This window comes from Agrobacterium sp. T29, from assembly GCF_006970545.1.
GTDB lineage: Bacteria > Pseudomonadota > Alphaproteobacteria > Rhizobiales > Rhizobiaceae > Agrobacterium > Agrobacterium leguminum.
Genome location: NZ_CP040641.1, coordinates 663,042 through 683,554, shown reverse-complemented (window position 1 = coordinate 683,554; position 20,513 = coordinate 663,042). Strand labels below are relative to the sequence as shown.

The window sequence follows — 20,513 nt, the reverse complement described above, 5'->3', positions numbered from 1 at the left end:
GACAAAGGAGGCCGTGCCTAGAACCGCACCGCTTCCCCCGGCGCCGCCGCCTCTATCGCCAGCGCATGCAGGCCGGCATCGAGTTCCGGCTTCAAAAGCGCGTTGATCGCCCGGTGGCGCTCGACGCGAGACTTGCCGGAAAAGCTTTCCGACACTATCTGAACACGCATATGCGTCTCGCCCGTGCCGGTCATATCCGGCTGGTGGCCGGCATGCATCAGGCTTTCATCGACGACCCTCAGGCGCTCCGGTGAAAAGCTTTCCCGAAGCTTCGTTTCTATGCGTTCTCGCAGGGACATGCGACGGGCTCCATTCTCGTTGGCTGGTCTTGAAGGGGGCTACCTAAAAGCCAGCAACATTCCGCTTTGTCAATTCTTGTTGTGCGGCTTTTCGCACCCCATAATCAGGGCATCATGAAACTGGATTCGAAATATTTCGATCGCATCCGCACGCGCCGGAAAAGGGAAAGGGAACCTGAGGTTCAGGCCCCCACCTGCCAGTGGGACGGATGCGACAAACCGGGTATTCACCGGGCACCCGTCGGCCGCAATGCCGAGGGGCAATTCTTCCTGTTCTGTTTTGAGCACGTGAAGGAATACAACAAGGGCTATAATTATTTTTCCGGCCTGTCCGACAGCGAGATCGCCCGTTACCAGAAGGAAGCGATCACCGGCCATCGCCCCACCTGGACGGTGGGCGTCAACAAGACGGCGCGCGACAGCCCGCTGCACTCCACGCTGCGTTCCGGCACGGCGAGCGGCAACGCCCGTATCCGCGATCCTTTCGGCTTTGCCGGCGGTTTTGCGGGCGGCGCAAGGGCAGGCGGCACCCGCATGCAGCAGGACCGAAAATTGAAGACGCTGGAGGCAAAAGCCTTCGATACGCTCGGTCTTTCTTCCACCGCAAAGCAGGAAGACATAAAAAGGCGCTACAAGGAGCTTGTCAAAAAGCACCATCCTGATGCTAATGGTGGCGATCGTGGTTCGGAAGAGCGTTTTCGGGCTGTTGTTCAAGCATATCAATTGTTAAAGCAGTCAGGTTTCTGCTAAGCCAACTTATGTGTTTACCGCCTGATTGATGATGTGGCCGGGTGGCTGCCGCCCGCCTTGGAGACGTGATGAGCAAAATCGACCTTGATATTTCCAACCTGCCCGACACGACGGTGTCCGTGCGGGAGGTTTTCGGCATTGATACGGATCTGCGGGTTCCCGCCTATTCCCAGGGCGACGCCTATGTGCCTGACCTCGATCCCGACTATCTTTTCGATCGCGACACGACGCTTGCGATCCTTGCCGGTTTTGCTCACAACCGACGTGTCATGGTCTCCGGTTTCCACGGCACGGGTAAATCCACCCATATTGAGCAGGTGGCCGCCCGCCTGAACTGGCCCTGCGTGCGCGTCAACCTCGACAGCCATGTCAGCCGTATCGACCTCGTCGGCAAGGACGCCATCGTCCTGAAAGACGGCAAGCAGGTCACCGAATTCAAGGACGGCATTCTGCCCTGGGCCTACCAGCACAATGTCGCGCTCGTCTTCGACGAATATGATGCCGGCCGCCCGGATGTGATGTTCGTCATCCAGCGCGTGCTGGAATCCTCCGGCCGCCTGACCCTGCTCGACCAGAGCCGCGTCATCCGTCCTCACCCGGCATTCCGCATTTTCGCGACCGCCAACACCATCGGCCTTGGCGATACGACCGGCCTTTACCACGGCACGCAGCAGATCAACCAGGCGCAGATGGACCGCTGGTCCATCGTCACCACGCTGAACTACCTGCCGCATGAGCAGGAAGTGAACATCATTGCCGCCAAGGTGAAGAGTTTCGACAATCCGAAGGGCCGTGAAACCGTCTCCAAGATGGTACGCGTGGCCGATCTCACCCGTTCGGCTTTCATCAACGGCGATCTTTCCACGGTCATGAGCCCGCGTACCGTCATCACCTGGGCGGAAAATGCGGAAATCTTCGGCGATCTCGCCTTTGCCTTCCGCGTGACCTTCCTCAACAAGTGCGACGAACTGGAGCGCACGCTGGTGGCCGAGCAATATCAGCGGGCTTTCGGCGTCGAGCTGAAGGAAAGCGCTGCGAACATCGTTCTCAGCGCCTGATCGTCCCCGGCTTGTCCGGGGAAGATCACCGATGACTTGAAGACGCCGGTGGCGCGCGCGATTTTCCGATCGCGTGCCGCAGGCGCCGACAAATGACAGGAAAGACAATGGCAGCGCGCGGCGACAATTCCAGAGCGAAACCGGGTACGGCGGTCGATACGGAACCGTTGCGTCAGGCGATTGCCGGATGCGTGCGATCCGTCGCTGGTGATGCCGAAGTCGAGGTCGTCTTCGCCAATGAGCGGCCGGGTCTTGCCGGTGAGCGCATGCGCCTGCCGGAAATTTCCAAGAAACCGACGGCGCAGGAAATCGCCATCACGCGTGGCCTCGGTGATTCCATGGCGCTGCGTCTTGCCTGCCATGATGCCGACACCCATGCGGTGATGTCGCCGCAGGGCGCCGAAGCGCGGCTGATCTTCGATGCTGTCGAACAGGCGCGCGTGGAATCCATCGGCGCGCTGCGCATGCCGGGCATGGCTTCCAACATCCATGCCATGAACACGGAAAAATACGCCAAGGCCAACTTCGCCGGCATCAACAACAAGGACGATGCACCGCTTGCCGAAGCCGTTGCGCTGCTGGTGCGCGAGAAGCTGACGGGTGAGAAGCCGCCGGAAAGCGCCGGCAAGGTTGTCGATCTGTGGCGCGATTTCATCGAGGACAAGGCGGCCGGCGACCTCAAGGATCTCTCCAGCGTCATCACCGACCAGAAGGCGTTTTCGCGGCTGGTGCGCAAGATGCTGACCTCCATGCAGATGGCGGAAGATTTCGGCGACGAGGATAACGAGCCCGAGAGCCAGGAGGCGGAATCCAACGAGGACCAGCCGCGCACCAACGAGACCGAAGAAGAGCAGGTCGAGGATGAGGCCGGCTCGGACGCGACGCCTGCCGATGAAAACGAGGCCTCGCAGGAGGAAATGGAAGAAGGCGAGATGGACGGCGCCGAGATGTCGGACGAGGAAATGTCCGACGATCTCGACGAGGATTCTGAAACGCCAGGCGAGACCCTCCGTCCCAACAGCCCCTTCGACGATTTCAACGAAAAGGTCGACTACCGCATCTTCACCCAGGAATTCGACGAGGAAATCCACGCCGAGGAACTGTGCGACGAGGCCGAGCTTGACCGTCTGCGCGCCTTCCTCGACAAGCAGCTCGCCCATCTTCAGGGCGCCGTCGGGCGCTTAGCGAACCGCCTGCAGCGCCGCCTGATGGCGCAGCAGAACCGTTCCTGGGACTTCGATCTGGAAGAGGGCTATCTCGATCCGGCCCGGCTCGTCAGGCTCATTATCGATCCCATGCAGCCGCTTTCCTTCAAGAAGGAGCGCGACACCAAGTTCCGCGATACTGTGGTTTCCCTCGTCATCGACAATTCCGGTTCGATGCGCGGCCGTCCCATTACCGTGGCTGCCACCTGCGCCGATATTCTGGCGCGCACGCTGGAGCGCTCCGGCGTGAAGGTGGAGATTCTGGGCTTCACCACCAAGGCCTGGAAGGGCGGACAATCGCGCGAACAGTGGCTCGCCAATGGCAAGCCGGCATCGCCGGGCCGTCTCAACGATCTGCGCCATATCATCTACAAGTCGGCGGACGCTCCGTGGCGGCGCGCGCGGCGCAATCTCGGCCTGATGATGCGCGAGGGCTTGCTGAAGGAAAATATCGACGGCGAAGCGCTGATGTGGGCGCATAACCGCCTGATCGGCCGCCCCGAGCAGCGCAAGATCATGATGATGATCTCGGATGGTGCGCCGGTGGACGATTCGACCCTGTCGGTCAATCCGGGCAACTATCTGGAGCGGCACCTGCGCGCCGTCATCGAGCAGATCGAAATGCGCTCGCCGGTGGAGCTGTTGGCAATCGGTATCGGTCACGACGTGACGCGTTATTATCGCCGCGCCGTGACCATCGTGGATGCGGACGAGCTGGCCGGTGCGATGACCGAGCAGCTTGCGGCGCTCTTCGAGGATACGAGCGGCGCTTCCGGTTCGTCCCGCAGGGTTCGCCGTGCGGGATAAGCGGGGCCGGGCTTCTTCCGCCTGCAAAACGCTTGCGATGGCCGCCATTCTGGCGGCCGCATCGCTATGTCCGGTTTCCATCGGCGCTTCCACCATCGATGTGCCGGTAAGCGTGCGTCTGCTCTCCTCTTTCGAGGTCGGCACCAGCGAAAAACGTTTCGGCAAGCTGGAATTTATCGGCGGCATGGTGATGAGCGCGCCGGAAAAGCTGTTCGGGGCGATATCCTCCATCCGTTTCCGCCCCAATGGGGAGGATTTCGTTGCGGTGCTGGATACCGGCCATTGGCTGACGGGCAGGGTCTTGCGCGACGCTCGCGGTGCTTTGTCCGGGCTTGCCGATGCCCGCATCACCCCCATGCTGGACATGAGCGGGCGCGAACCGCCGCGCAAGATGGAGATGGATGCGGAAGGGCTGGCGCTGCGCGACGGCAGGGTTTTCGTCAGTTACGAGCAGCGCCACAGGATCGTTATCTATCCCGATCCGGGCTTCGCCACCTCAAAGCCGCTCGACCGCCTGCCATATCTTATCCCCAGCAACGAGTTGCGCCATAATGGCGGCCTGGAGGCTCTCGCGGTATCGCCGGCCGATTCGCCGCTCGCCGGCGCTCTGGTCGTTGTGGCTGAAAAAAGCATCGATACGGACGGCAATCTTCTCGCCGCCATACTGGAAGGTCCGCGCAAGGGCACATTTGCCGTGACGCATCATCCGTCATTCGACGTGACGGACGGCGCGTTCCTGCCCAATGGCGACCTGCTGCTTCTTGAGCGCCGCTTCAACTTCGCCGAAGGTGTGGGCATGCGCATCCGCCGCATCCGTGGCGCCGATATCCGGCCGGGTGCTGTGGTGGATGGCGAAATTCTGATGGAAGCCGGCATGGCCTACCAGATCGACAATATGGAAGGCATGGATGTGGTAAAGGGGCCGGACGGCTCGACGCGCCTCATCATCGTTTCCGATGACAATCACTCGTTCCTCCAGCGCAACCTGATGCTGGAATTCAAGCTGGTGGAGTGAAATCAGGCCTGCTGCTGCTGTGCCGCCTTGTAGGCTGCCATCAGGTCCTCGACGGGAATGCCGTCGATCTTCATGCCGGTCATCCGGCATGACGTTATCTGCGCACCGGACAGGTTTGAGTTGCTCAGTTTCAGACCGGAAAAATTGACGTCATCGATCGACCAGCCGGACATGTTGTTATCCGTGAACGACGCGCCTGACAAATTGATATTGTTGAAGCTCGCCCCGGAAAGATTGACATTGTCGAAGACCGTGCCGGATAGATTGACGTCGTTGAAGGTTGAGCCTGAAAGCGTGGCGCTGGCGGCCTCCACGATGTCTATAACGTCCTTGATCTGCATGTCGACCTGCCTCCGCGCTGTGCCACGGACGACAGACTGCAATGCTGACGGCTGGCTTGCAAGCGCGATTTGATCCGCGCTTGCCCGGCCTCAAACGCGGCCCGTTTTGACGGCGCCCGGCATCGGCTTCAGCGTGTTCATCAGCGCGCCGTAGGGCAGGAGCATGACGAGGCCGACGAGAACCTTCACCGAAAGATCACCCAGCGCCCAGGAAATCCAACGGGGCGCTTCCACGGCGAAGACACCGAGAATGGGAGCGTTTTCGATGGCGAAGGCATCGTTGGGGCCGACGAAGGAGAAGCTTGCCGCAAAGGCGATGGAGAAGAACAGGGCCGTATCCAGCACCGATCCCAGCATGGAGCCGGCGAGCGGCGCGTGCCACCAGCGCTGGCGGCGCAGGCGGTTGAAAACGGAAATATCCAGCAGCTGGCCGATCAGATAGGCGGTGCCGGAAGCGACCGCGATGCGCGGAATGGATGTCCAGAAAGACAGCGTGACCCCGACGACGAAGCCGGCAAGCACGACGCGGCGTGCGATCGAGGGGCCGAACTGGCGGTTGGTCAGGTCCGTGACGAGGAAGGCGATGGGATAGGTGAAGGCGCCCCAGGTCAGAAGGTCGCCCAGATTGACGCCGAACAACGAGCCGGAAAGCGGGTATTGCACCAAAATATTGGACGCGACGACCACCAGTGTCATCAGCAGGACATAGATAAGCGTAAAGCGCAGATAGGGCATTTTTTTATCCTGGGTGATGCCACCAGTTGGAGCCAAGCATCGGAAGAAAACGTCTCAAACGGTTTTCGCAAAACCCGATGCAACTAAAATCTGGAACAAACAAAAGGCTTGAGCGGCAAAGCCATTCAAGCCTTCTGAATTCAGATGATGTCGAAACCGCTATTAAGCAGCTTCGGCCGTCTTCTTGGCGATCTGGCGGCGCAGGAGACGAGCGCGCATGCTCAGTTCGTTTTCGCCGGACTTCAGAAGGAAGGCATCGAGGCCGCCACGGTGTTCAACGGAGCGCAGAGCGGCTGCGGAAACACGCAGGCGGAAACGCTGGCCGAGAGCATCGGAGATCAACGTGACCTGGCAGAGGTTCGGAAGGAACCGGCGCTTGGTCTTGTTGTTGGCGTGGCTGACGTTGTTGCCCGTCTGGACGCCCTTGCCGGTCAATTCGCATACACGGGACATGGGTACACCTATTTCGTTTCGTCTGTTTCACCACTGGCTCGCCACCGGCAAAACCGGGGTGGCAATCCAACTGGCCATGATTGGAAAGTTGCGGTTCTATAGTCAGACGAGACTTAACAGTCAAGCCGCTCGCGATCAAATGAAAGGAAATTCCGGCGTTTTCAACCGGCATCCGCTTTTTTATTGCCACAAGTCAGCGTATATGATCGCCCGATAAGGCCGCTTCCGCGCCTCTTTTAAGGTGATATCGAAATGATTGCCAGAGGAAAAAGCATTTTCGTGGCCGCGACAATAGCGTTAACGGGCGTTTCCCCCTCGCTCGCCGCCGAAGCGCGTCACACAAGCGAATACAGCATCAACCTCGGCATTTTGCCGATTGCCAGGGCAAGTTTCTCGACTCGCATGGATGGACCGAATTATTCGATCTCCGGTTCCTTCAGCGCCGCCGGCCTTGCCAGCATCCTCAAGGATATTTCCGGCAAGACGACCGTTTCCGGCGCCAAGCGCGGCCACCGGCTGCAGGCCAACGAATATTCGCTGGTCTACAAGGACGGCAAGCGGGTGCGCACCTATGACGTTGTCTATCGCAACGGCAACGTCACATCGACAACGGTGAAGCCTGAGCCGAAAGCCCGGCCGGACAACTGGGTTGACGTGAAGGACCGCGACCTGCGCTCGGTTCTCGATCCGATTTCCGGCCTCATCATTCCCGCGGGCGGCCGCATCTGCCCGACTCGCCTGCCAATCTATGACGGCGAATCGCGACTCGATCTGGTTTTGAGCTCCAGCGGCACCAAGCCGTTCAAGACCAATGGTTTTAATGGCGACGCCATCGTCTGCAAGGCGCGGTATGTGCCGAAGTCGGGTTACAGGCAGGGGCGCAAGGATATCGAATATCTGAAATCCATCTCCATGGAAATCTGGTTCGCCAAGTCGAACAACATGGATGTCTATGCGCCTGTTTATGCCATCATTCCGACTCGGGTGGGGCAGGTCTATATTACGGCTACGAAATACGGCGGCTGACCAAAGCTGGCGGTGGCGTAAGAAAAGTAAACGTTGCGGCGTATTTCTTCTCCCCGCCGGGGAGAAGAAACAAGTGGCATCCGCTCACCCCACCGACATAACTCAGGGAGTTACGGCGCATCTCCCGGCGCCCAGCCGGGCTCTGCCATAACGAAGCTCGAAAAGGCAAAGCCCGGTGAGACGGTGCAGCCGACGAGCGTGAAGTCGCCGAGGCTTTCGGCCGATTGCCAGCAATTGGCGGGAACGATGACCTGCGGGCGCTCGCCTTCAAGAATGGCGGGGCCGAGCGTGAAGGTCTGCACTTCCCGGCCGTCCTGCGAAAGATGCAATGCGATGGGCGCGCCGGCATAATAGTGCCAGACCTCCACCGCATCGGTGACCCGGTGCCAGTGCGAGCGGTCGCCCTTTTCCAGAAGATAATAGATCGCCGTCGAATGACCGCGCTCACCGCCTGCCCTGTCGCGGAACGTCTGATGGTAAAAACCGCCCTCGGGATGCGGCTCCAGCCCCAGTTCGCGAATGATCGCCTGCGTCGATATTTCCGTTCCCATCAGAAATTGTCCTTGCGTGTGCGGATTTCCGCGAAAACATCGGCATCGGTGGCGCTTTCAAGGCCAAGATATTTGCGAATACCGGCATCGGCCACCCGCATATAGGGATTGGTCTGTTTTTCGAGCCCGATGGTGGTGGGAATGGTGAATTCATTCGCCTGCCGCGCCCTCTCGATGAGGGCCGCTCGCTCGCTTAGCACAGCGTTCTCCGGATCGACGGTGAGGGCGAAACGGGCATTCGTCAGCGTATATTCATGGCCGAAATAAACCTTGGTCTCATCCGGCAGCGCCATGAGTTTCTGGAAGGAATGCCACATATCCGCCGCCGGACGTTCGAACAGGCGGCCGCAGCCCATGGCAAACAGCGTATCGGCGGCAAACAGCAGCCCGTCATCGGGCAGATAATAACAGATATGTCCCGCCGTATGGCCGGGCGTGGCGATAACCTGTACGCGGCGGCCGGCGAATTCGAACTCGTCGCCATCGGCCTGCGAACGGTCGAGACCGGGGATCGCAACCGCTTCGTCGTAGGGGCCGTGAATTTCGCAGCGGAACTTGTCTTTCAGGGCCAGATTGGCTTCCACATGGTCCTGATGGTGGTGGGTGGTGAAGATATGGGTGAGCTTCCAGCCGTGGCCGTCGAGCGCCTGCAGGATAGGTCCTTCTTCCGGTGCGTCTATGGTGGCTGTCGCGCCGCTTTCGGGATCGTGCAGGAGAACCCCGAAATTGTCGGTGCGGCAAAGAAAGACGTCTATTTCCAAAGGTTTCATCTTATCCTCTCCATTTGCCGGCCAAAACCGGCGCATCGCCCGCCTGACCTTCTATGTAAGGGCAGACGCCTTGAAGTCCAACCGCCTGGTGCTACATTCTCGCCCATGAATACCGATATCGTCGATCTGCGCGAATTCTATCACTCTCCGCTTGGCCGCTCGGCCGAGCAGGCGATCACCATGGCGCTTTCGACGCTATGGCCGCCTTTGCCGGAAGAGCGGCTGGTCGGGCTCGGCTATGCCGTGCCGTTTCTGGAGCGGTTTCGTCGCGATACGGAGCGCACCTTCGCCTTCATGCCGGCGGGGCAGGGGGCGGTGAACTGGCCGGCGGGCGAACTGTCTTCCACGGCGCTGGTTTTCGACGAGGAATTGCCGCTGCCTGATGCGTCGATAGACCGGGTCCTGATGGTGCACGCGCTGGAATTTGCCGAAAATCCGCGCGAAAGCCTGAAGGAACTGTGGCGGGTGCTGGCGCCCGGCGGCCGTCTGGTGATCGTGGTGCCGAACCGGCGCGGCGTCTGGGCGCGCATGGAGCATACGCCCTTCGGTTCCGGAAGGCCCTATTCGCGCGGACAGCTGACGGCGCTTTTGCGCGAAACCAATTTCACGCCGGGCGCCACCGCCGAGGCGCTGTTCTTCCCGCCCACCACCAGCCGGCCGATACTGAAATTCCGCCGCTATCTCGAACATACCGGCCGCCGACTGTGGCCGCTTTTTTCCGGTGTCATCGTGGTGGAAGCCCAGAAGCGTCTCTATCAGGGATTGCCCGTCACCCAGCGCGCCTCGCGTCGCGTTTTTGTGCCGGTGCTGGCCCCGCAGGGGGTGCCCACCACCCGCACTGCCGCAGGCCAAGGAAAGCCGCGCTGACCCTCGACAAAGCGCCCATTCCGGTCTAATGCCTCCGGCATTGCTTTTGCCGGGTTCTCCGGCGCTTTTCCAAAGGTCGATCAAATGAGTGCAGAGCTTAGCCAACCTGTTCCGCGTCCGGGTATTCTGGATATCGCCGCTTATGTTCCGGGCAAGGAACATGTGGACGGCGTCGCGAAGGTTTATAAGCTCTCCTCCAATGAGACACCGCTTGGGCCCAGCCCGAAGGCGATTGAGGCTTTCGGCACGGCTGCCAGCCATCTGGAAATCTATCCGGACGGTCAGGCGATCGCGCTGCGCCAGGCGATTGCCGACGTGCACGGTCTCAACATCGCGAATATCATGTGCGGCAACGGTTCGGACGAGCTTCTCGGCCTGCTTTGCCACGTTTATCTGGGCGCTGGCGATGAGGCGATCATCACCGAACACGGTTTCCTCGTTTACAAGATCCAGATCATGGGTGCGGGCGCGACCCCGGTGACGGTGAAGGAAAAGGATTGCGCGGTGGATGTGGATGCGATCCTCGCCGCCGTGACGCCGAAGACCAAGATGGTTTTCGTCGCCAATCCGGGCAATCCCACCGGCACCTATGTTCCCGTTGCGGAAATCCGCCGCCTGCAGGCCGGCCTGCCGAAACATGTCGTGCTGGTGCTGGATGCGGCCTATGCCGAATATGTGCGCAAGAACGACTATGAGGCCGGGCTGGAGCTGGTTTCCGGCAACCGCAACGTGGTGATGACCCGCACCTTCTCGAAGGTCTATGGCCTCGCTGCCTTGCGCGTGGGCTGGATGTATGGTCCGGCCGCCGTCATCGATGCGTTGAACCGCGTGCGCGGTCCGTTTAACATGAGCGCACCGGCCATCGCGGCTGGTGCCGCTGCCATCCGCGATCAGGCCTTCGTCGAGAAGGCCGTGGCGCACAACGCGCTATGGATGGAAAAGCTGGTCACGACCTTTACCGGCCTCGGCCTCACCGTCACGCCTTCGGTCACCAACTTCATCCTCATCCATTTCCCGGATCGGGACGGCAAGCGCGCGGCGGATGCGGACGAGTTCCTGAGCCGCCGCGGTTACATTCTGCGTGCGGTACGTGGTTACGGTTTCCCGAATGCGCTGAGAATGACCGTCGGTTCGGAGGAGGCCAATCTCGGCGTCATCGCGGCCCTCACCGAGTTCATGGGGCAGGCGTGATGGCTGAGATCATGTTTGAACGCATCGCGCTGATCGGCATCGGCCTGATTGGCTCGTCGATTGCCCGCGATGTCAAAGAGCTGGGTCTTGCCCGCCATGTGACGATTTCCACCCGCAGCGAAGACACGCTGAAACGGGCGGAAGAACTGGCGCTTGGCACGGATTACACCGTTTCGGCGGCGGAGGCGGTAAAGGATGCCGATCTCGTCATCGTCTCGGTGCCGGTCGGTGCGTCAGAAAGTGTGGCGCAGCAGATCGCGCCGCATCTGAAGCCGGGCGCCATCGTTACCGATGTCGGCTCCACCAAGGCTTCGGTCATCGCACAGATGGCGCCGCATATGCCTGACAATGTGCATTTCATTCCCGGCCACCCGCTGGCGGGTACGGAAAAATCCGGCCCGGATGCCGGTTTTGCCGGTCTCTTCCGCGACCGCTGGTGCATCTTCACGCCGCTGCCGGGCACGGATGCCGAGGCTCTGGAAAGGCTGAAGGATTTCTGGCGGGCGCTCGGTTCGCGCGTGGATGAGATGGATGCCGAACACCACGACAAGGTTCTGGCGATCGTGTCGCATCTGCCGCATATCATCGCTTACAATATCGTCGGCACGGCGGATGATTTGGAGACGGTGACCGAATCGGAAGTCATCAAATATTCCGCCTCCGGTTTCCGCGATTTCACCCGTCTTGCCGCCTCCGATCCCACCATGTGGCGCGATGTCTGCCTGCATAACAAGGATGCGATCCTTGAAATGCTGGCGCGGTTTTCCGAAGACTTGGCGTCCCTGCAAAGGGCGATCCGCTGGGGGGAGGGCGACAAGCTGTTCGAGCTGTTTTCCCGCACCCGCGCCATTCGCCGCTCTATCGTGCAGGCGGGCCAGGATGTCGACGCACCGGACTTCGGCCGTCACGCGCTGGACCAGAAGAAATAAATCGCCGCTGGCGACAGTCATGGCCGGATTTGATGCGGCCATCAGACCGCTGGCAAAGTGTCAGAGCTTTGCTTTCGTCATCCTTGGGCTTGGCCCAAGGATCTAAACACATCAACACAAACAACCGGTTGCAGATCCTCGGGACAAGCAACCGTGGATCTACTGTGCGAATGCCGGGTCTGATCGAGCGATTGCGTTGAGGATTGTGATGAGCTTTCGCACGGTTGCGATGATGGCGAGTTTGAAAGGCTTGCCGCGCATTCTGAGCCGTTGATAGAAGCCGCCAAGAACAGGGTCTCTGACCTTGATGGCGCTGAGTACGGCCATATAGGCGATGTCGCGCAGATGTTTTCTGCCCCCTGCACATCGCCCGTTTCGTTCGGTTGCGCCCGACTGGCGAGCATAAGGCGCCACCCCGACAAGGGCGGCGGCGACTTTTGCAGAGACTTTTCCCAGCTCCGGCATGTCGGCAAGCAACGCCGTTGCCAGGACCGGCCCGACGCCGGTGACCTGGCGAAGGCGGGCATGGCTTTTGCGCAGCCTCGGCGTCTGCGTCAGCACATCGTCGATTGCCGCATCCAATGTGGCAATATCCTGTGCGATGGTCCGCAGACGCTCCTCGATCAGGTCGCGCACCAGCGGTTCGTCGATGGTGTCGAGCTGGCTGACGAGCCCACTCCTTTCGGCCAGCAGGCGCCGGCGGTGGGCGCTGATCGCATGCATCCTGCGGCAAGCCGGATCAGGCGCGTAGGGTGTGAGGTCACGCCGCACCGCCGCCAGATAACGCGCAATCATGGCCGCATCGATGCGGTCGGTCTTGGCCAGCTGGCCGATGGCGCGGGCAAAGCTGCGCACGCGGGCGGGGGCGACGATATAAACCTCAAGGCCGGCGGCATGAAGACCATCGGCCAGCCTACTTTCATAGCCGCCCGAGGCTTCGAGGCCGACGGCGACCGGCCCCAGCTCCCAAAGACGCCGGGCAAGCTGCGTGATCTCGTGCGGTGACGAACCGCAACGAAAGCTTTTACCGGCGGGGTGGATATGGATGTCGAAATACTGCTTGGAAACGTCAATGCCGACGACGGCGATATCGTGTATCATGGCCTTGCTCCCAGGCTTGTGGTGCGGGCAAAAGCCCGATCAACCGTTCGGGGTCAAAGGGAGCAGGCAGGGCCTTGCTTGTCCTCGGCTGTCTAAACCAGCCCGAAAAAACGGCCGCCTGCCTGCATCAGCCGGGTTTGCGATGCCCGGCTGATGCATCCAGTAAACCACAAATCCTCCACACAAGCCCGAGGATGACGTCGAATATGAGGCTAAACGTCAAATCGGCGGGATTTTCCCAAGCGGAATAAAGCCGCTGACCGTGGCGCGGCCACGATCCACAACGAGATCGACGGATGCCCGGTCGCCGCCGCCGGCGAGCGCGCCGAGCAGTTTGCGGGCCGTATCGATGGTGGACTGCAGCTGCGGGAAGACCTGCTTGGCATTGTCCGACCATGCGCCGAGCTTTTCGATTTCCAGCTTGAACTGGCCGGAGAGATAGCCCTCGTTGTCGAAGGAGAAGGGGCCGCTGATGCGCATGGTGCGGCCCTCGCCAATATCGGCCACCAGCCGGCGAAGCTCGCCGCTCGCGCCATACAGGCCCGAACTGTCGCTGCCATCCACCATGCCCGCCTTGCCGGCAAGGGTGACATCGGCGATGGCGTTGAGGCGCGGCAGAAGCTGCGGCCAGTCCTTGATGACGGTCGCGGAGTCGGTGAGCGTGATGGCCCCGTCGAGATCCGCGCCGTTCTGGCGCAGATGCATTTCCGTTTTGACTGCATCGAAATCGATGGTCTGGCCGGTGACGGAAGAAATCGCCTGTGCCTTCAGCCCGTCGATGACGAGCGAGCTGCGGTCGATGCCCTTCAGCTTGGTGACGATGCTGGACTGCATGTTCTGCCAGGCGGCCGAAATTGTCAGGCCATGGGCGGAACGGATCTCCGCCGGCGAATCGAGTTCCCAGACGATGTGGCCGGGATTATAGACCTGCGCTGCCGAGCGAAGTTCGCCGAAGGAAGCGGAAACGCCGTTCTCCTTGTCATCCACCGTCACCTTGGAGCAGAAGAGGCCGATGCGGAAGGGATAACCCTTGAAGGCGATATCGCCGCATTCGCCGCTAACGCTGCGGGCCTGCGAGGGGGCAATGACGTTCAGAACCGTCTGCTTCAGCCTGTCGGCGGCGTAAAACCACCCGGCGGTATAAAGTCCGATGACCACGAGGATGGCGATGGCGAGCCAGAGGAATTTTTTGGCGGTGCCGGATTGGCTTGACGCTGCCATATTGATCTCCGATGAACAGACTTCAGACAATTTCGATTTGGCTTGGGATATGGACGATTTTTGGGTCTTTGGCTACGGTTCGTTGATGTGGAACCCCGGCTTCGCCTTTGAAGAGCGGCAGCAGGCGCGGCTGCACGGGTATCGGCGCTCGCTTTGTATCAGTTCCAACTTTTATAGAGGCACCGAAGAAAAGCCCGGTCTCGTTCTCGGCCTGGAGCGTGGCGGCTCCTGCCTTGGCGTCGCTTTCCGCGTGCGCGGACAGGACCGCGACCCGGTCATGATCTATCTGCGCGAGCGCGAACTGGTGACGAATGTCTATAAGGAGCGGCTGGTTTCCATCGCGCTTTCCGATGGCAGGCGCAGCAGCGCCGTAACCTATGTGGCCGATCCCGCGCACGAGCAATATATCGGCGGTCTCGGCATTGCCGAATCGGCGACCATCGTCGCAGCCGCATCGGGCCGGTCCGGGCCGAATACGGATTATGTCTTCAACACCGTGCAGCATCTGCAGGAGATGGGCATTCGCGATTCCCTGCTGGAGAGCATCGCCAAAAATGTCGGCGCGCTCGCCGCTCAGCCGGCGGCGGTTTCCTTGCCCTGAAGTTCGGCGATCCGCTTCACGGCGGTCGGCGGCAGCGGCAAATGCGGGTTGTTGCGCACGGTTTCCAGCAGCAACTCGTCGCTCGCCTTTTCCGTTACATCGATCAGGCGCTTGAAAAACACGTCGGGGTCCAGCCCCGGCTCGATGGCCGGCAGGATACGCACCTTGAAACGGCCGGGATAGCGCATGGTGGACCGGCGCGGCCAGAACAGGCCGGGATGCATGGCGACGGGAATGACCGGAACCTGCAGATCGCGGTAAAGCCTTGCGATGCCGTAACGATATTCGGGTTCGGCGCCCGGCGGGCGGCGCGTGCCCTCGGGATAAATGATGAGTTCGCGACCGGCGGCCATTTCCTCTTTTGCCCGCTCCATCACCTTCAGCATCACCTTGCCGCGTGCGGCACGGTTAACCGGGATCATGCGCTGTTTCATGGCGTACCAGCCGAACAGCGGAATCCACAAAAGCTCGCGCTTCAGAATATAGACCGGATCGGGAAGATTGGGCAGCAGAGCGTAGGTATCCCAGAAGGACTGGTGCTTAGGTGCGAAGATGCAGCCGGTTTCGGGAATGTTTTCCAGCCCTTCGACCTCGAAGGTGGTGCCGACGATGGTCTTCATCAGCCAGTGGTTGGATCGCGCCCAGTTCTTGGGAATTTCATAGGCGATCTTGCGCGGCAGGATGAAATAGATCGGCGTCAGCACGATCATGCGGACAATCAGGTTGAGATAAAACAGCGTATTGAAAAGAAAAGAGCGCAGCTTGAGCATCAACAGCCTTCCCGGAGCGCAGCCGTTCCGAAGCCCTGGACAGGCCTCGATGCCGGATGCCGATGCCAGACGCCTACACGAAAACAAGGGGCCGCAGCAAGCGCGTTCTCGCCGGTCAGGAAGAAGCGCTTGTCGTCTTTATCCGGGAATGATCGGCGGCGGCCTTGCGCAGACCGTCGCCCTTGCCGAAGCCGGTGAGGTCGCGTCCCGCCGCCGCCACGAACTTCAGATATTCGTAAAGCATGGTTCTCACCACATCCGGCTCCACGAACCAGTTGGTGCGGGCGAGATCGGCGCTGATGACGGGATAGGCGATGAATTGCGTCTGCGGGCTGGCGCTGCGCAATTCATGCAGGCTGCGATGCATATGATAATTATTGGTGACGACGACGATGGAGGAATAATTGTGATCGCGTATCCAGCTTGCCGCCTCATTGGCGTTGCCGATCGTGTCTATCGCCTTATAGCCCATATCCACGCAGCAGGAAAACATGTCCGATGACCCTTGCGTCATCTTGCGGATCTGCGAGCGGGTGGTGGCCGGGTTGACGCCGGAAATCAGAAGCCGCTTGCCCACGCCGTCTCTCAGCAGGCCGACCGCCTGTTCGATACGCTGATAACCGCCGGTAAGCACGATGATGGCATCGCCTCTTGCCCCCTCCGGCGGACGCATGGAGGCGACGGAATCGGCAAACCACAGGAAACCGCCGGAAAATGCGCCGAGCACAATGACGCAAAGCAGGATGATGGCGCGAATAAAACGGCGCAGAGGACCGCGCCGCGACAACAGGCCCTTTCTGGCCGGTCGCGCTGTCGCCTGATCCTGGTCCATCCGACTCACAAACATTCCTCCTGAATACTCGCCGATTAAGGCAAGGAACAGGCATTTTTGTCCACCGTCTGCAGGTTACATCCGGCTTGTGACGGTTTCAGTCTTACCGCAGGATTCCGGGGGTGTTCTCACGATGCAAGACCGTCGCTTTTCGATGGATCGGAGCGGACGCGGTCGATATCGTCGATGGTGCGGATGACGGTCACGCGCGCCGTGATGGTGGTCAAAAGCGCGATGATGATCATCGTCATGGCAATGCCGAAATAGCCGCCGAGACCGACCGAAAACGAGCCGAAAAGCGCGCTCGCCTGATCGCTCTGCGGCGTGGCGACCGTGCTCGATTGCCAGAAACCGGCGACAAGGAAAACCGCCGCGGCCAGAGCGCTGCCCGCCGCCGCCCCTTTGAGGCTGATCTTCAGGAAGTGCTTCTGGAATTCGCGCGCCACAAAACTGCTTTCCGCGCCGACGAAATGCAGAACCTCGACGATATGCCGGTTGCCGGAAAGCGCGCCGCGCGTCGCGAACACCACCGTCAGCACCATGGCGGTGAAGACGAGGATAAGAACGCCGACGCCGATCATGACAGTGGTTCTGGCCATGGAGACCAGCCTGTCGACCCAGGTGCGGTGGTCGTCCAGAAATGCCTGCGGAATCTCGGCCTTCAGCATATCCCGCATCGCCTGGAAATCGGGCGGATTGTTTTCATCGATGGTGATGACGACGAGACGCGGCACCGGCAATTCGGAAAGATCGAGACCGCTGCCGAGCCACGGCTCCAAAAGGCGCGATGTTGCCGCATCATCGAGGATGGTGCCGTCGCGCGTGCCGACGAAGGTGAGCGCCAGGTTGCGCGCCTTGGAGAGCGCCGCATCCATGTCCAGCCCGTCCTCGGGCTTGATCTGGATGGTGATCTCGCGGGAAATCTGACTCTGCCAGGTGGCGGCGGTGGCGCGCACCATGGAGACGGCGCCCAGCGTCAGGCAGGCGAGAAAGGCCATGATGGCGATGACCACCATCAGCGCATTGCCCTGAATATTGGAGGGCGGCAGAATCGGCGCCATCGGGCGGATGCGCATGGGGGGGCGCTTCGGCTGCGCCGCTTCCGGCTTCAATTGTTTGCGGTTGATCTCATTCATAGATGTCGAGCCGCCCTTCGGTGAGGATCATCCGGCGCGCATCGATCTGGTCCATCAGGCCGAAATCATGGGTGGCGATGACGACGGCCGTGCCCAGCCGGTTGAGTTCCAGGAAAAGGTTGAGAAGGCGCTTGGCCATCGGCGGATCGACGTTGCCGGTCGGCTCGTCGGCCAGCAGGATTTCGGGTTGGTCCATCAGCGCGCGGGCAATGGCGGCGCGCTGCTTTTCCCCGCCGGAGAGGATGGCCGGCAGCACATTGATGCGTTCGCCGAGCCCCACCCACTTCAAAAGCTCGATCACATCGTTGCGATAGGCGCTTTCTTCCTTGCCGCGCACGCGCAGCGGCAGGGCGACGTTTTCATAGGTCGTCAGATGATCGAGCAGCCGGAAATCCTGAAACACGATACCGACGCGGCGGCGCAGCATCGGCAACTCGCTGCGCGGAATGCGCGATACATCGCGGTTGAACATGCGGATATTGCCGCGAGTCGGCTGCAGCGACATCAAAAGCAGGCGGAGCAGCGTCGTCTTGCCGGCGCCCGACGGGCCGGTCAGAAACTGGAACGAACCCTTGGGGATATCGAAGGTCATGTCCCTCAGGATCTCGGGTCCCATGCCGTAACGCAACCCGACATTTTCGAAATGGATCAACGGACTTCCAGTCTCTTCGTTTCGTGGTGGTTCGCAAGCCGCTGGCGCGTGGGGTTTGGATGTCGGGGTTTAACCCGGATCCGGCAGCCTGTGCGAGCCGTTTTTGCGAAGCATTAACCAATTAAATTTAAAACTTGGCAGGATTCGTTGCAATGCCCAGTTTTGCGGGCCGGAAAACCTCACCCAAGGAATTCTATGGCTATGTTCCGTTCATCTCGCCGGCAAGCGGCATTCGATTTCGACCTCCTGATGCCGGAAACGCCGGTGCGCCGCACGGCGCGGGCGGCAAATCCCGACCGCGATGTGATAGACGCGGAATTTGTCACCATCAAGGAAAACCGTTCGCCTCGGCCCGGAAACGACAATCGCGGTGCAGTGCGCCGGCAGGCGGCAAAACCACCCGTCACCATCGGTGTGCTCGGCCTCGCTTTCATCGGCTGGCTGGACCGCAGATTATCCCGTCTTTCGGCGGATGCCTATTCGGCGCTGGTGGCGGGGCTTGCGATTTTCGTCTTCGTCTGCTCGGGCGGTCTTTCGGTGGTCGTGCCGGAAAAGCCGGCTGTTGCCGCTTCGGTGAACCCGCTCGCCATTTCCCATGTCACCGTGACCCCGATGGAGGCGGACGGCATGGATACTCTGCTCATCAACGGCATCGTCGAAAACAATGGCGGCAATCTCGAAGAGGTGCCGGCCCTCCGCGCCGATCTCTTCGCCGCCAAGGGACAACTGGTGGCCAGCATGGTCATCGAACCGCCGGTGAAGGAGATGCAGCCCGGTTTCAGCCACGGTTTTTCGGCAAAGTTGCGCCATCCCGGTGGAAAAACGCCCGAGATCAAGCTTTCCTTCGTCGAGGCGGGTGCGTCCGAACGCTGACTGTGCTAACGCGTGGTCTTCGTATTTTTACTGAAAGGTAAAATCGGCAAGGCGCAGCACAGGAGTAAGAATGCCCGTCGTCCGTGGAAAAAACATCGAGCCGCTTTATACCGCCGAGCAGATCGCCGCGCGCAATCGCGACATGGCCAAGCACATTGCCAGCGGCCCGACCAAGGATTTGCTGGTCATTGCCGTGCTCAAGGGATCGTTCATTTTCGCGGCCGATCTTATCCGCGCGCTGCATGACAGCGGCCTTGCCCCTGAAGTCGAGTTCATCACGCTGTCGAGCTATGGCACCGGCACGGTTTCGCAAGGCGTCAGGATCGTCAAGGATATCGACAGCGACGTGAAGGACCGCGATGTCCTCTTGATCGACGATATTCTCGAATCCGGCCGCACGCTGCGTTTCGCCAAGGAACTGCTCTACGAGCGTGGCGCCCGCAACGTCACCATCGCTGTGCTGCTCGACAAGAAGGTCAAGCGCAAGGAAGATCTGGAGGCCGATTATGTCGGTTTCGAATGTCCGGATTATTTCGTCGTGGGTTACGGCATGGATGTCGCTTATGCCTTCCGCGAACTGCCCTTTGTCGGCGTTGTGACCGGCGACGCCTGAGCACTTTTGCCGTGCCGGAACGGCACAGCGCGGAGACGCCTCATTAACCATTCACCCAGCCAAAGCCTGGGTGTTTACCTCTTGAAAAGAGGAGCCTGCGATGTTGCTCACGGCTGGAAATGATGCCCAGGAGCAATGAGTAATGGCGAAGATTTTGATTACCGAAGACGAGGATGCATTGCGGGCTTTCGTCGCCCGCGCGCTGCGTCTCGACGGTCACGAGACCCATGAGGCGGCGGATGGCGAGCAGGGGCTGGAAAAGCTTCAGGAAACCAGTTTCGATCTTCTTCTTTCGGATATCCGCATGCCGGTCATGGATGGCATCGAGCTGGCGCACCGCGCCGCCGAACGCTTCCCGGCCATGCGCATCCTGCTGATGACGGGTTACGCCGAACAGCGCGAACGGGCTGACGATCTTGCGGAGAAGATCGTGGACGTGGTTTCCAAACCCTTTGCGCTTCCGGATATTCGCAAGGCTGTGGCGCGGGCGCTTGCGGCCTGAGTGATAAGGGCGCAGAAATCTAAAGGGCGGCCGTCGGGCCGCCTTTTTTGTTGGTCAGTCCCCTGGCTCAGCGCAGTTCCCTACCTCCGTCATTCCGGTCTTGAGCCGGAATCCAGCCAGCCCAAGTCCTTGAGCTGAAAGAACTCTTTCCGCCGCGCAGACGCACGCCGACTGGATGCCGGATCAAGTCCGGCATGACGGAAACTTTAGCTTCT

Annotated in this window: 24 protein-coding genes; 12 read left to right on the top strand and 12 right to left on the bottom strand. The window is 60.5% G+C overall.

Annotated features, from left to right (window positions below):
- Positions 1 to 17: 17 nt before the first annotated feature.
- On the bottom strand, positions 18 to 299 hold the full coding sequence (locus FGF54_RS18105; RefSeq protein ID WP_065656776.1) for a BolA family transcriptional regulator: 282 nt from the start codon (positions 297 to 299) through the stop codon (positions 18 to 20).
- Between the two features lie 114 nt (positions 300 to 413).
- Between FGF54_RS18105 and FGF54_RS18100 the strand changes: the two genes are divergently transcribed.
- The 4 genes from FGF54_RS18100 to FGF54_RS18085 all read left to right on the top strand — a co-directional run bounded on the left by FGF54_RS18100 (position 414) and on the right by FGF54_RS18085 (position 5,134).
- The gene (locus FGF54_RS18100; RefSeq protein ID WP_059755848.1) at positions 414 to 1,049 is read left to right on the top strand and encodes a J domain-containing protein; all 636 of its coding nucleotides are present in this window, start codon (positions 414 to 416) and stop codon (positions 1,047 to 1,049) included.
- 68 nt (positions 1,050 to 1,117) lie between these two features.
- Complete coding sequence (gene cobS / locus FGF54_RS18095) at positions 1,118 to 2,107, top strand: cobaltochelatase subunit CobS (RefSeq protein WP_004445672.1); 990 nt, start codon at positions 1,118 to 1,120, stop codon at positions 2,105 to 2,107.
- A 107-nt stretch (positions 2,108 to 2,214) separates the two neighbouring features.
- Positions 2,215 to 4,119, top strand: a complete 1,905-nt coding sequence (gene cobT / locus FGF54_RS18090) for a cobaltochelatase subunit CobT (protein WP_142781570.1) — start codon at positions 2,215 to 2,217, stop codon at positions 4,117 to 4,119.
- A gap of 37 nt (positions 4,120 to 4,156) precedes the next feature.
- Positions 4,157 to 5,134 (top strand): esterase-like activity of phytase family protein, encoded by a 978-nt coding sequence (locus FGF54_RS18085; protein WP_168208240.1) that lies wholly within the window; start codon positions 4,157 to 4,159, stop codon positions 5,132 to 5,134.
- A 2-nt stretch (positions 5,135 to 5,136) separates the two neighbouring features.
- Here FGF54_RS18085 and FGF54_RS18080 read toward each other — a convergent pair whose 3' ends face one another.
- From FGF54_RS18080 to rpmB, 3 genes are all read right to left on the bottom strand, one after another.
- The gene (locus tag FGF54_RS18080; protein ID WP_026364030.1) at positions 5,137 to 5,475 is read right to left on the bottom strand and encodes a pentapeptide repeat-containing protein; all 339 of its coding nucleotides are present in this window, start codon (positions 5,473 to 5,475) and stop codon (positions 5,137 to 5,139) included.
- A gap of 90 nt (positions 5,476 to 5,565) precedes the next feature.
- Entirely contained in the window at positions 5,566 to 6,210 is a 645-nt protein-coding gene (locus tag FGF54_RS18075) for a queuosine precursor transporter (protein WP_080857445.1), read from the bottom strand.
- Positions 6,211 to 6,372: 162 nt separating this feature from the next.
- Complete coding sequence (gene rpmB, locus FGF54_RS18070) at positions 6,373 to 6,663, bottom strand: 50S ribosomal protein L28 (RefSeq protein WP_003509888.1); 291 nt, start codon at positions 6,661 to 6,663, stop codon at positions 6,373 to 6,375.
- A gap of 252 nt (positions 6,664 to 6,915) precedes the next feature.
- On the opposite strand from rpmB, the gene FGF54_RS18065 reads away from it, so the two are divergent.
- Entirely contained in the window at positions 6,916 to 7,689 is a 774-nt protein-coding gene (locus FGF54_RS18065) for a DUF3108 domain-containing protein (protein WP_003523301.1), read from the top strand.
- A 110-nt stretch (positions 7,690 to 7,799) separates the two neighbouring features.
- Here the strand turns inward: FGF54_RS18065 and FGF54_RS18060 are convergent, their stop codons facing one another.
- Together FGF54_RS18060 and gloB are read right to left on the bottom strand one after the other, a co-directional pair.
- Positions 7,800 to 8,240: a cupin domain-containing protein gene (locus tag FGF54_RS18060; protein WP_168208181.1), complete on the bottom strand. Its 441-nt coding sequence runs from the start codon at positions 8,238 to 8,240 to the stop codon at positions 7,800 to 7,802.
- Positions 8,240 to 9,010, bottom strand: a complete 771-nt coding sequence (gene gloB, locus FGF54_RS18055; RefSeq protein WP_142780645.1) for a hydroxyacylglutathione hydrolase — start codon at positions 9,008 to 9,010, stop codon at positions 8,240 to 8,242. The genes FGF54_RS18060 and gloB overlap by 1 nt, the downstream gene beginning before the upstream one ends.
- A 105-nt stretch (positions 9,011 to 9,115) precedes the next feature.
- Here gloB and FGF54_RS18050 point away from each other — a divergent pair, with 105 nt between their 5' ends.
- The 3 genes from FGF54_RS18050 (at position 9,116) to FGF54_RS18040 (ending at position 11,997) form a co-directional block, all read left to right on the top strand.
- Entirely contained in the window at positions 9,116 to 9,877 is a 762-nt protein-coding gene (locus FGF54_RS18050; protein ID WP_078051970.1) for a class I SAM-dependent methyltransferase, read from the top strand.
- A gap of 84 nt (positions 9,878 to 9,961) precedes the next feature.
- Positions 9,962 to 11,068: a histidinol-phosphate transaminase gene (hisC, locus tag FGF54_RS18045; RefSeq protein ID WP_142780644.1), complete on the top strand. Its 1,107-nt coding sequence runs from the start codon at positions 9,962 to 9,964 to the stop codon at positions 11,066 to 11,068.
- Positions 11,068 to 11,997, top strand: coding sequence for a prephenate/arogenate dehydrogenase family protein (locus tag FGF54_RS18040; protein ID WP_078051968.1), 930 nt, complete (start codon positions 11,068 to 11,070; stop codon positions 11,995 to 11,997). Before hisC ends, FGF54_RS18040 begins: the two co-directional genes overlap by 1 nt.
- Before the next feature lie 159 nt (positions 11,998 to 12,156).
- Here FGF54_RS18040 and FGF54_RS18035 read toward each other — a convergent pair whose 3' ends face one another.
- Positions 12,157 to 13,098, bottom strand: a complete 942-nt coding sequence (locus tag FGF54_RS18035; RefSeq protein ID WP_142778744.1) for an IS110 family transposase — start codon at positions 13,096 to 13,098, stop codon at positions 12,157 to 12,159.
- A gap of 219 nt (positions 13,099 to 13,317) precedes the next feature.
- Positions 13,318 to 14,319, bottom strand: a complete 1,002-nt coding sequence (locus FGF54_RS18030) for a DUF2125 domain-containing protein (RefSeq protein ID WP_142780643.1) — start codon at positions 14,317 to 14,319, stop codon at positions 13,318 to 13,320.
- A 49-nt stretch (positions 14,320 to 14,368) separates the two neighbouring features.
- Here FGF54_RS18030 and FGF54_RS18025 point away from each other — a divergent pair, with 49 nt between their 5' ends.
- Complete coding sequence (locus FGF54_RS18025; RefSeq protein WP_142780642.1) at positions 14,369 to 14,920, top strand: gamma-glutamylcyclotransferase; 552 nt, start codon at positions 14,369 to 14,371, stop codon at positions 14,918 to 14,920.
- Here the strand turns inward: FGF54_RS18025 and FGF54_RS18020 are convergent.
- The 4 genes from FGF54_RS18020 to ftsE form a co-directional block, all read right to left on the bottom strand.
- Positions 14,893 to 15,690, bottom strand: a complete 798-nt coding sequence (locus FGF54_RS18020) for a 1-acyl-sn-glycerol-3-phosphate acyltransferase (protein ID WP_142780641.1) — start codon at positions 15,688 to 15,690, stop codon at positions 14,893 to 14,895. The genes FGF54_RS18025 and FGF54_RS18020 overlap by 28 nt on opposite strands.
- 115 nt (positions 15,691 to 15,805) lie before the next feature.
- On the bottom strand, positions 15,806 to 16,522 hold the full coding sequence (locus tag FGF54_RS18015) for a YdcF family protein (RefSeq protein ID WP_168208239.1): 717 nt from the start codon (positions 16,520 to 16,522) through the stop codon (positions 15,806 to 15,808).
- 128 nt (positions 16,523 to 16,650) lie between these two features.
- Positions 16,651 to 17,658 carry an ABC transporter permease gene (locus FGF54_RS18010; RefSeq protein ID WP_020808964.1) on the bottom strand — a complete coding sequence of 336 codons (1,008 nt, stop codon included), beginning with the start codon at positions 17,656 to 17,658 and terminating at the stop codon, positions 16,651 to 16,653.
- Positions 17,651 to 18,310, bottom strand: coding sequence for a cell division ATP-binding protein FtsE (gene ftsE / locus FGF54_RS18005; protein ID WP_003497447.1), 660 nt, complete (start codon positions 18,308 to 18,310; stop codon positions 17,651 to 17,653). The genes FGF54_RS18010 and ftsE overlap by 8 nt, the downstream gene beginning before the upstream one ends.
- 201 nt (positions 18,311 to 18,511) lie before the next feature.
- Here ftsE and FGF54_RS18000 point away from each other — a divergent pair, with 201 nt between their 5' ends.
- From FGF54_RS18000 to FGF54_RS17990, 3 genes are all read left to right on the top strand, one after another.
- Entirely contained in the window at positions 18,512 to 19,183 is a 672-nt protein-coding gene (locus FGF54_RS18000) for a DUF3426 domain-containing protein (RefSeq protein WP_142780639.1), read from the top strand.
- Between the two features lie 70 nt (positions 19,184 to 19,253).
- Complete coding sequence (gene hpt, locus FGF54_RS17995) at positions 19,254 to 19,796, top strand: hypoxanthine phosphoribosyltransferase (RefSeq protein ID WP_142780638.1); 543 nt, start codon at positions 19,254 to 19,256, stop codon at positions 19,794 to 19,796.
- A 142-nt stretch (positions 19,797 to 19,938) separates the two neighbouring features.
- On the top strand, positions 19,939 to 20,298 hold the full coding sequence (locus FGF54_RS17990) for a response regulator (RefSeq protein WP_003497441.1): 360 nt from the start codon (positions 19,939 to 19,941) through the stop codon (positions 20,296 to 20,298).
- The last annotated feature ends 215 nt before the right edge of the window (positions 20,299 to 20,513 follow it).

What these genes read in the sequence shown, in the direction of transcription:
- FGF54_RS18105 (WP_065656776.1), bottom strand. Translation starts at nt 299, where the DNA reads ATGTCCCTGCGAGAACGCATAGAAACGAAGCTTCGGGAAAGCTTTTCA.
- FGF54_RS18100 (WP_059755848.1), top strand. Translation starts at nt 414, where the DNA reads ATGAAACTGGATTCGAAATATTTCGATCGCATCCGCACGCGCCGGAAA.
- cobS (WP_004445672.1), top strand. Translation starts at nt 1,118, where the DNA reads ATGAGCAAAATCGACCTTGATATTTCCAACCTGCCCGACACGACGGTG.
- cobT (WP_142781570.1), top strand. Translation starts at nt 2,215, where the DNA reads ATGGCAGCGCGCGGCGACAATTCCAGAGCGAAACCGGGTACGGCGGTC.
- FGF54_RS18085 (WP_168208240.1), top strand. Translation starts at nt 4,157, where the DNA reads ATGGCCGCCATTCTGGCGGCCGCATCGCTATGTCCGGTTTCCATCGGC.
- FGF54_RS18080 (WP_026364030.1), bottom strand. Translation starts at nt 5,475, where the DNA reads ATGCAGATCAAGGACGTTATAGACATCGTGGAGGCCGCCAGCGCCACG.
- FGF54_RS18075 (WP_080857445.1), bottom strand. Translation starts at nt 6,210, where the DNA reads ATGCCCTATCTGCGCTTTACGCTTATCTATGTCCTGCTGATGACACTG.
- rpmB (WP_003509888.1), bottom strand. Translation starts at nt 6,663, where the DNA reads ATGTCCCGTGTATGCGAATTGACCGGCAAGGGCGTCCAGACGGGCAAC.
- FGF54_RS18065 (WP_003523301.1), top strand. Translation starts at nt 6,916, where the DNA reads ATGATTGCCAGAGGAAAAAGCATTTTCGTGGCCGCGACAATAGCGTTA.
- FGF54_RS18060 (WP_168208181.1), bottom strand. Translation starts at nt 8,240, where the DNA reads ATGGGAACGGAAATATCGACGCAGGCGATCATTCGCGAACTGGGGCTG.
- gloB (WP_142780645.1), bottom strand. Translation starts at nt 9,010, where the DNA reads ATGAAACCTTTGGAAATAGACGTCTTTCTTTGCCGCACCGACAATTTC.
- FGF54_RS18050 (WP_078051970.1), top strand. Translation starts at nt 9,116, where the DNA reads ATGAATACCGATATCGTCGATCTGCGCGAATTCTATCACTCTCCGCTT.
- hisC (WP_142780644.1), top strand. Translation starts at nt 9,962, where the DNA reads ATGAGTGCAGAGCTTAGCCAACCTGTTCCGCGTCCGGGTATTCTGGAT.
- FGF54_RS18040 (WP_078051968.1), top strand. Translation starts at nt 11,068, where the DNA reads ATGGCTGAGATCATGTTTGAACGCATCGCGCTGATCGGCATCGGCCTG.
- FGF54_RS18035 (WP_142778744.1), bottom strand. Translation starts at nt 13,098, where the DNA reads ATGATACACGATATCGCCGTCGTCGGCATTGACGTTTCCAAGCAGTAT.
- FGF54_RS18030 (WP_142780643.1), bottom strand. Translation starts at nt 14,319, where the DNA reads ATGGCAGCGTCAAGCCAATCCGGCACCGCCAAAAAATTCCTCTGGCTC.
- FGF54_RS18025 (WP_142780642.1), top strand. Translation starts at nt 14,369, where the DNA reads ATGGACGATTTTTGGGTCTTTGGCTACGGTTCGTTGATGTGGAACCCC.
- FGF54_RS18020 (WP_142780641.1), bottom strand. Translation starts at nt 15,690, where the DNA reads ATGCTCAAGCTGCGCTCTTTTCTTTTCAATACGCTGTTTTATCTCAAC.
- FGF54_RS18015 (WP_168208239.1), bottom strand. Translation starts at nt 16,522, where the DNA reads ATGGACCAGGATCAGGCGACAGCGCGACCGGCCAGAAAGGGCCTGTTG.
- FGF54_RS18010 (WP_020808964.1), bottom strand. Translation starts at nt 17,658, where the DNA reads ATGAATGAGATCAACCGCAAACAATTGAAGCCGGAAGCGGCGCAGCCG.
- FGF54_RS18000 (WP_142780639.1), top strand. Translation starts at nt 18,512, where the DNA reads ATGTTCCGTTCATCTCGCCGGCAAGCGGCATTCGATTTCGACCTCCTG.
- hpt (WP_142780638.1), top strand. Translation starts at nt 19,254, where the DNA reads ATGCCCGTCGTCCGTGGAAAAAACATCGAGCCGCTTTATACCGCCGAG.
- FGF54_RS17990 (WP_003497441.1), top strand. Translation starts at nt 19,939, where the DNA reads ATGGCGAAGATTTTGATTACCGAAGACGAGGATGCATTGCGGGCTTTC.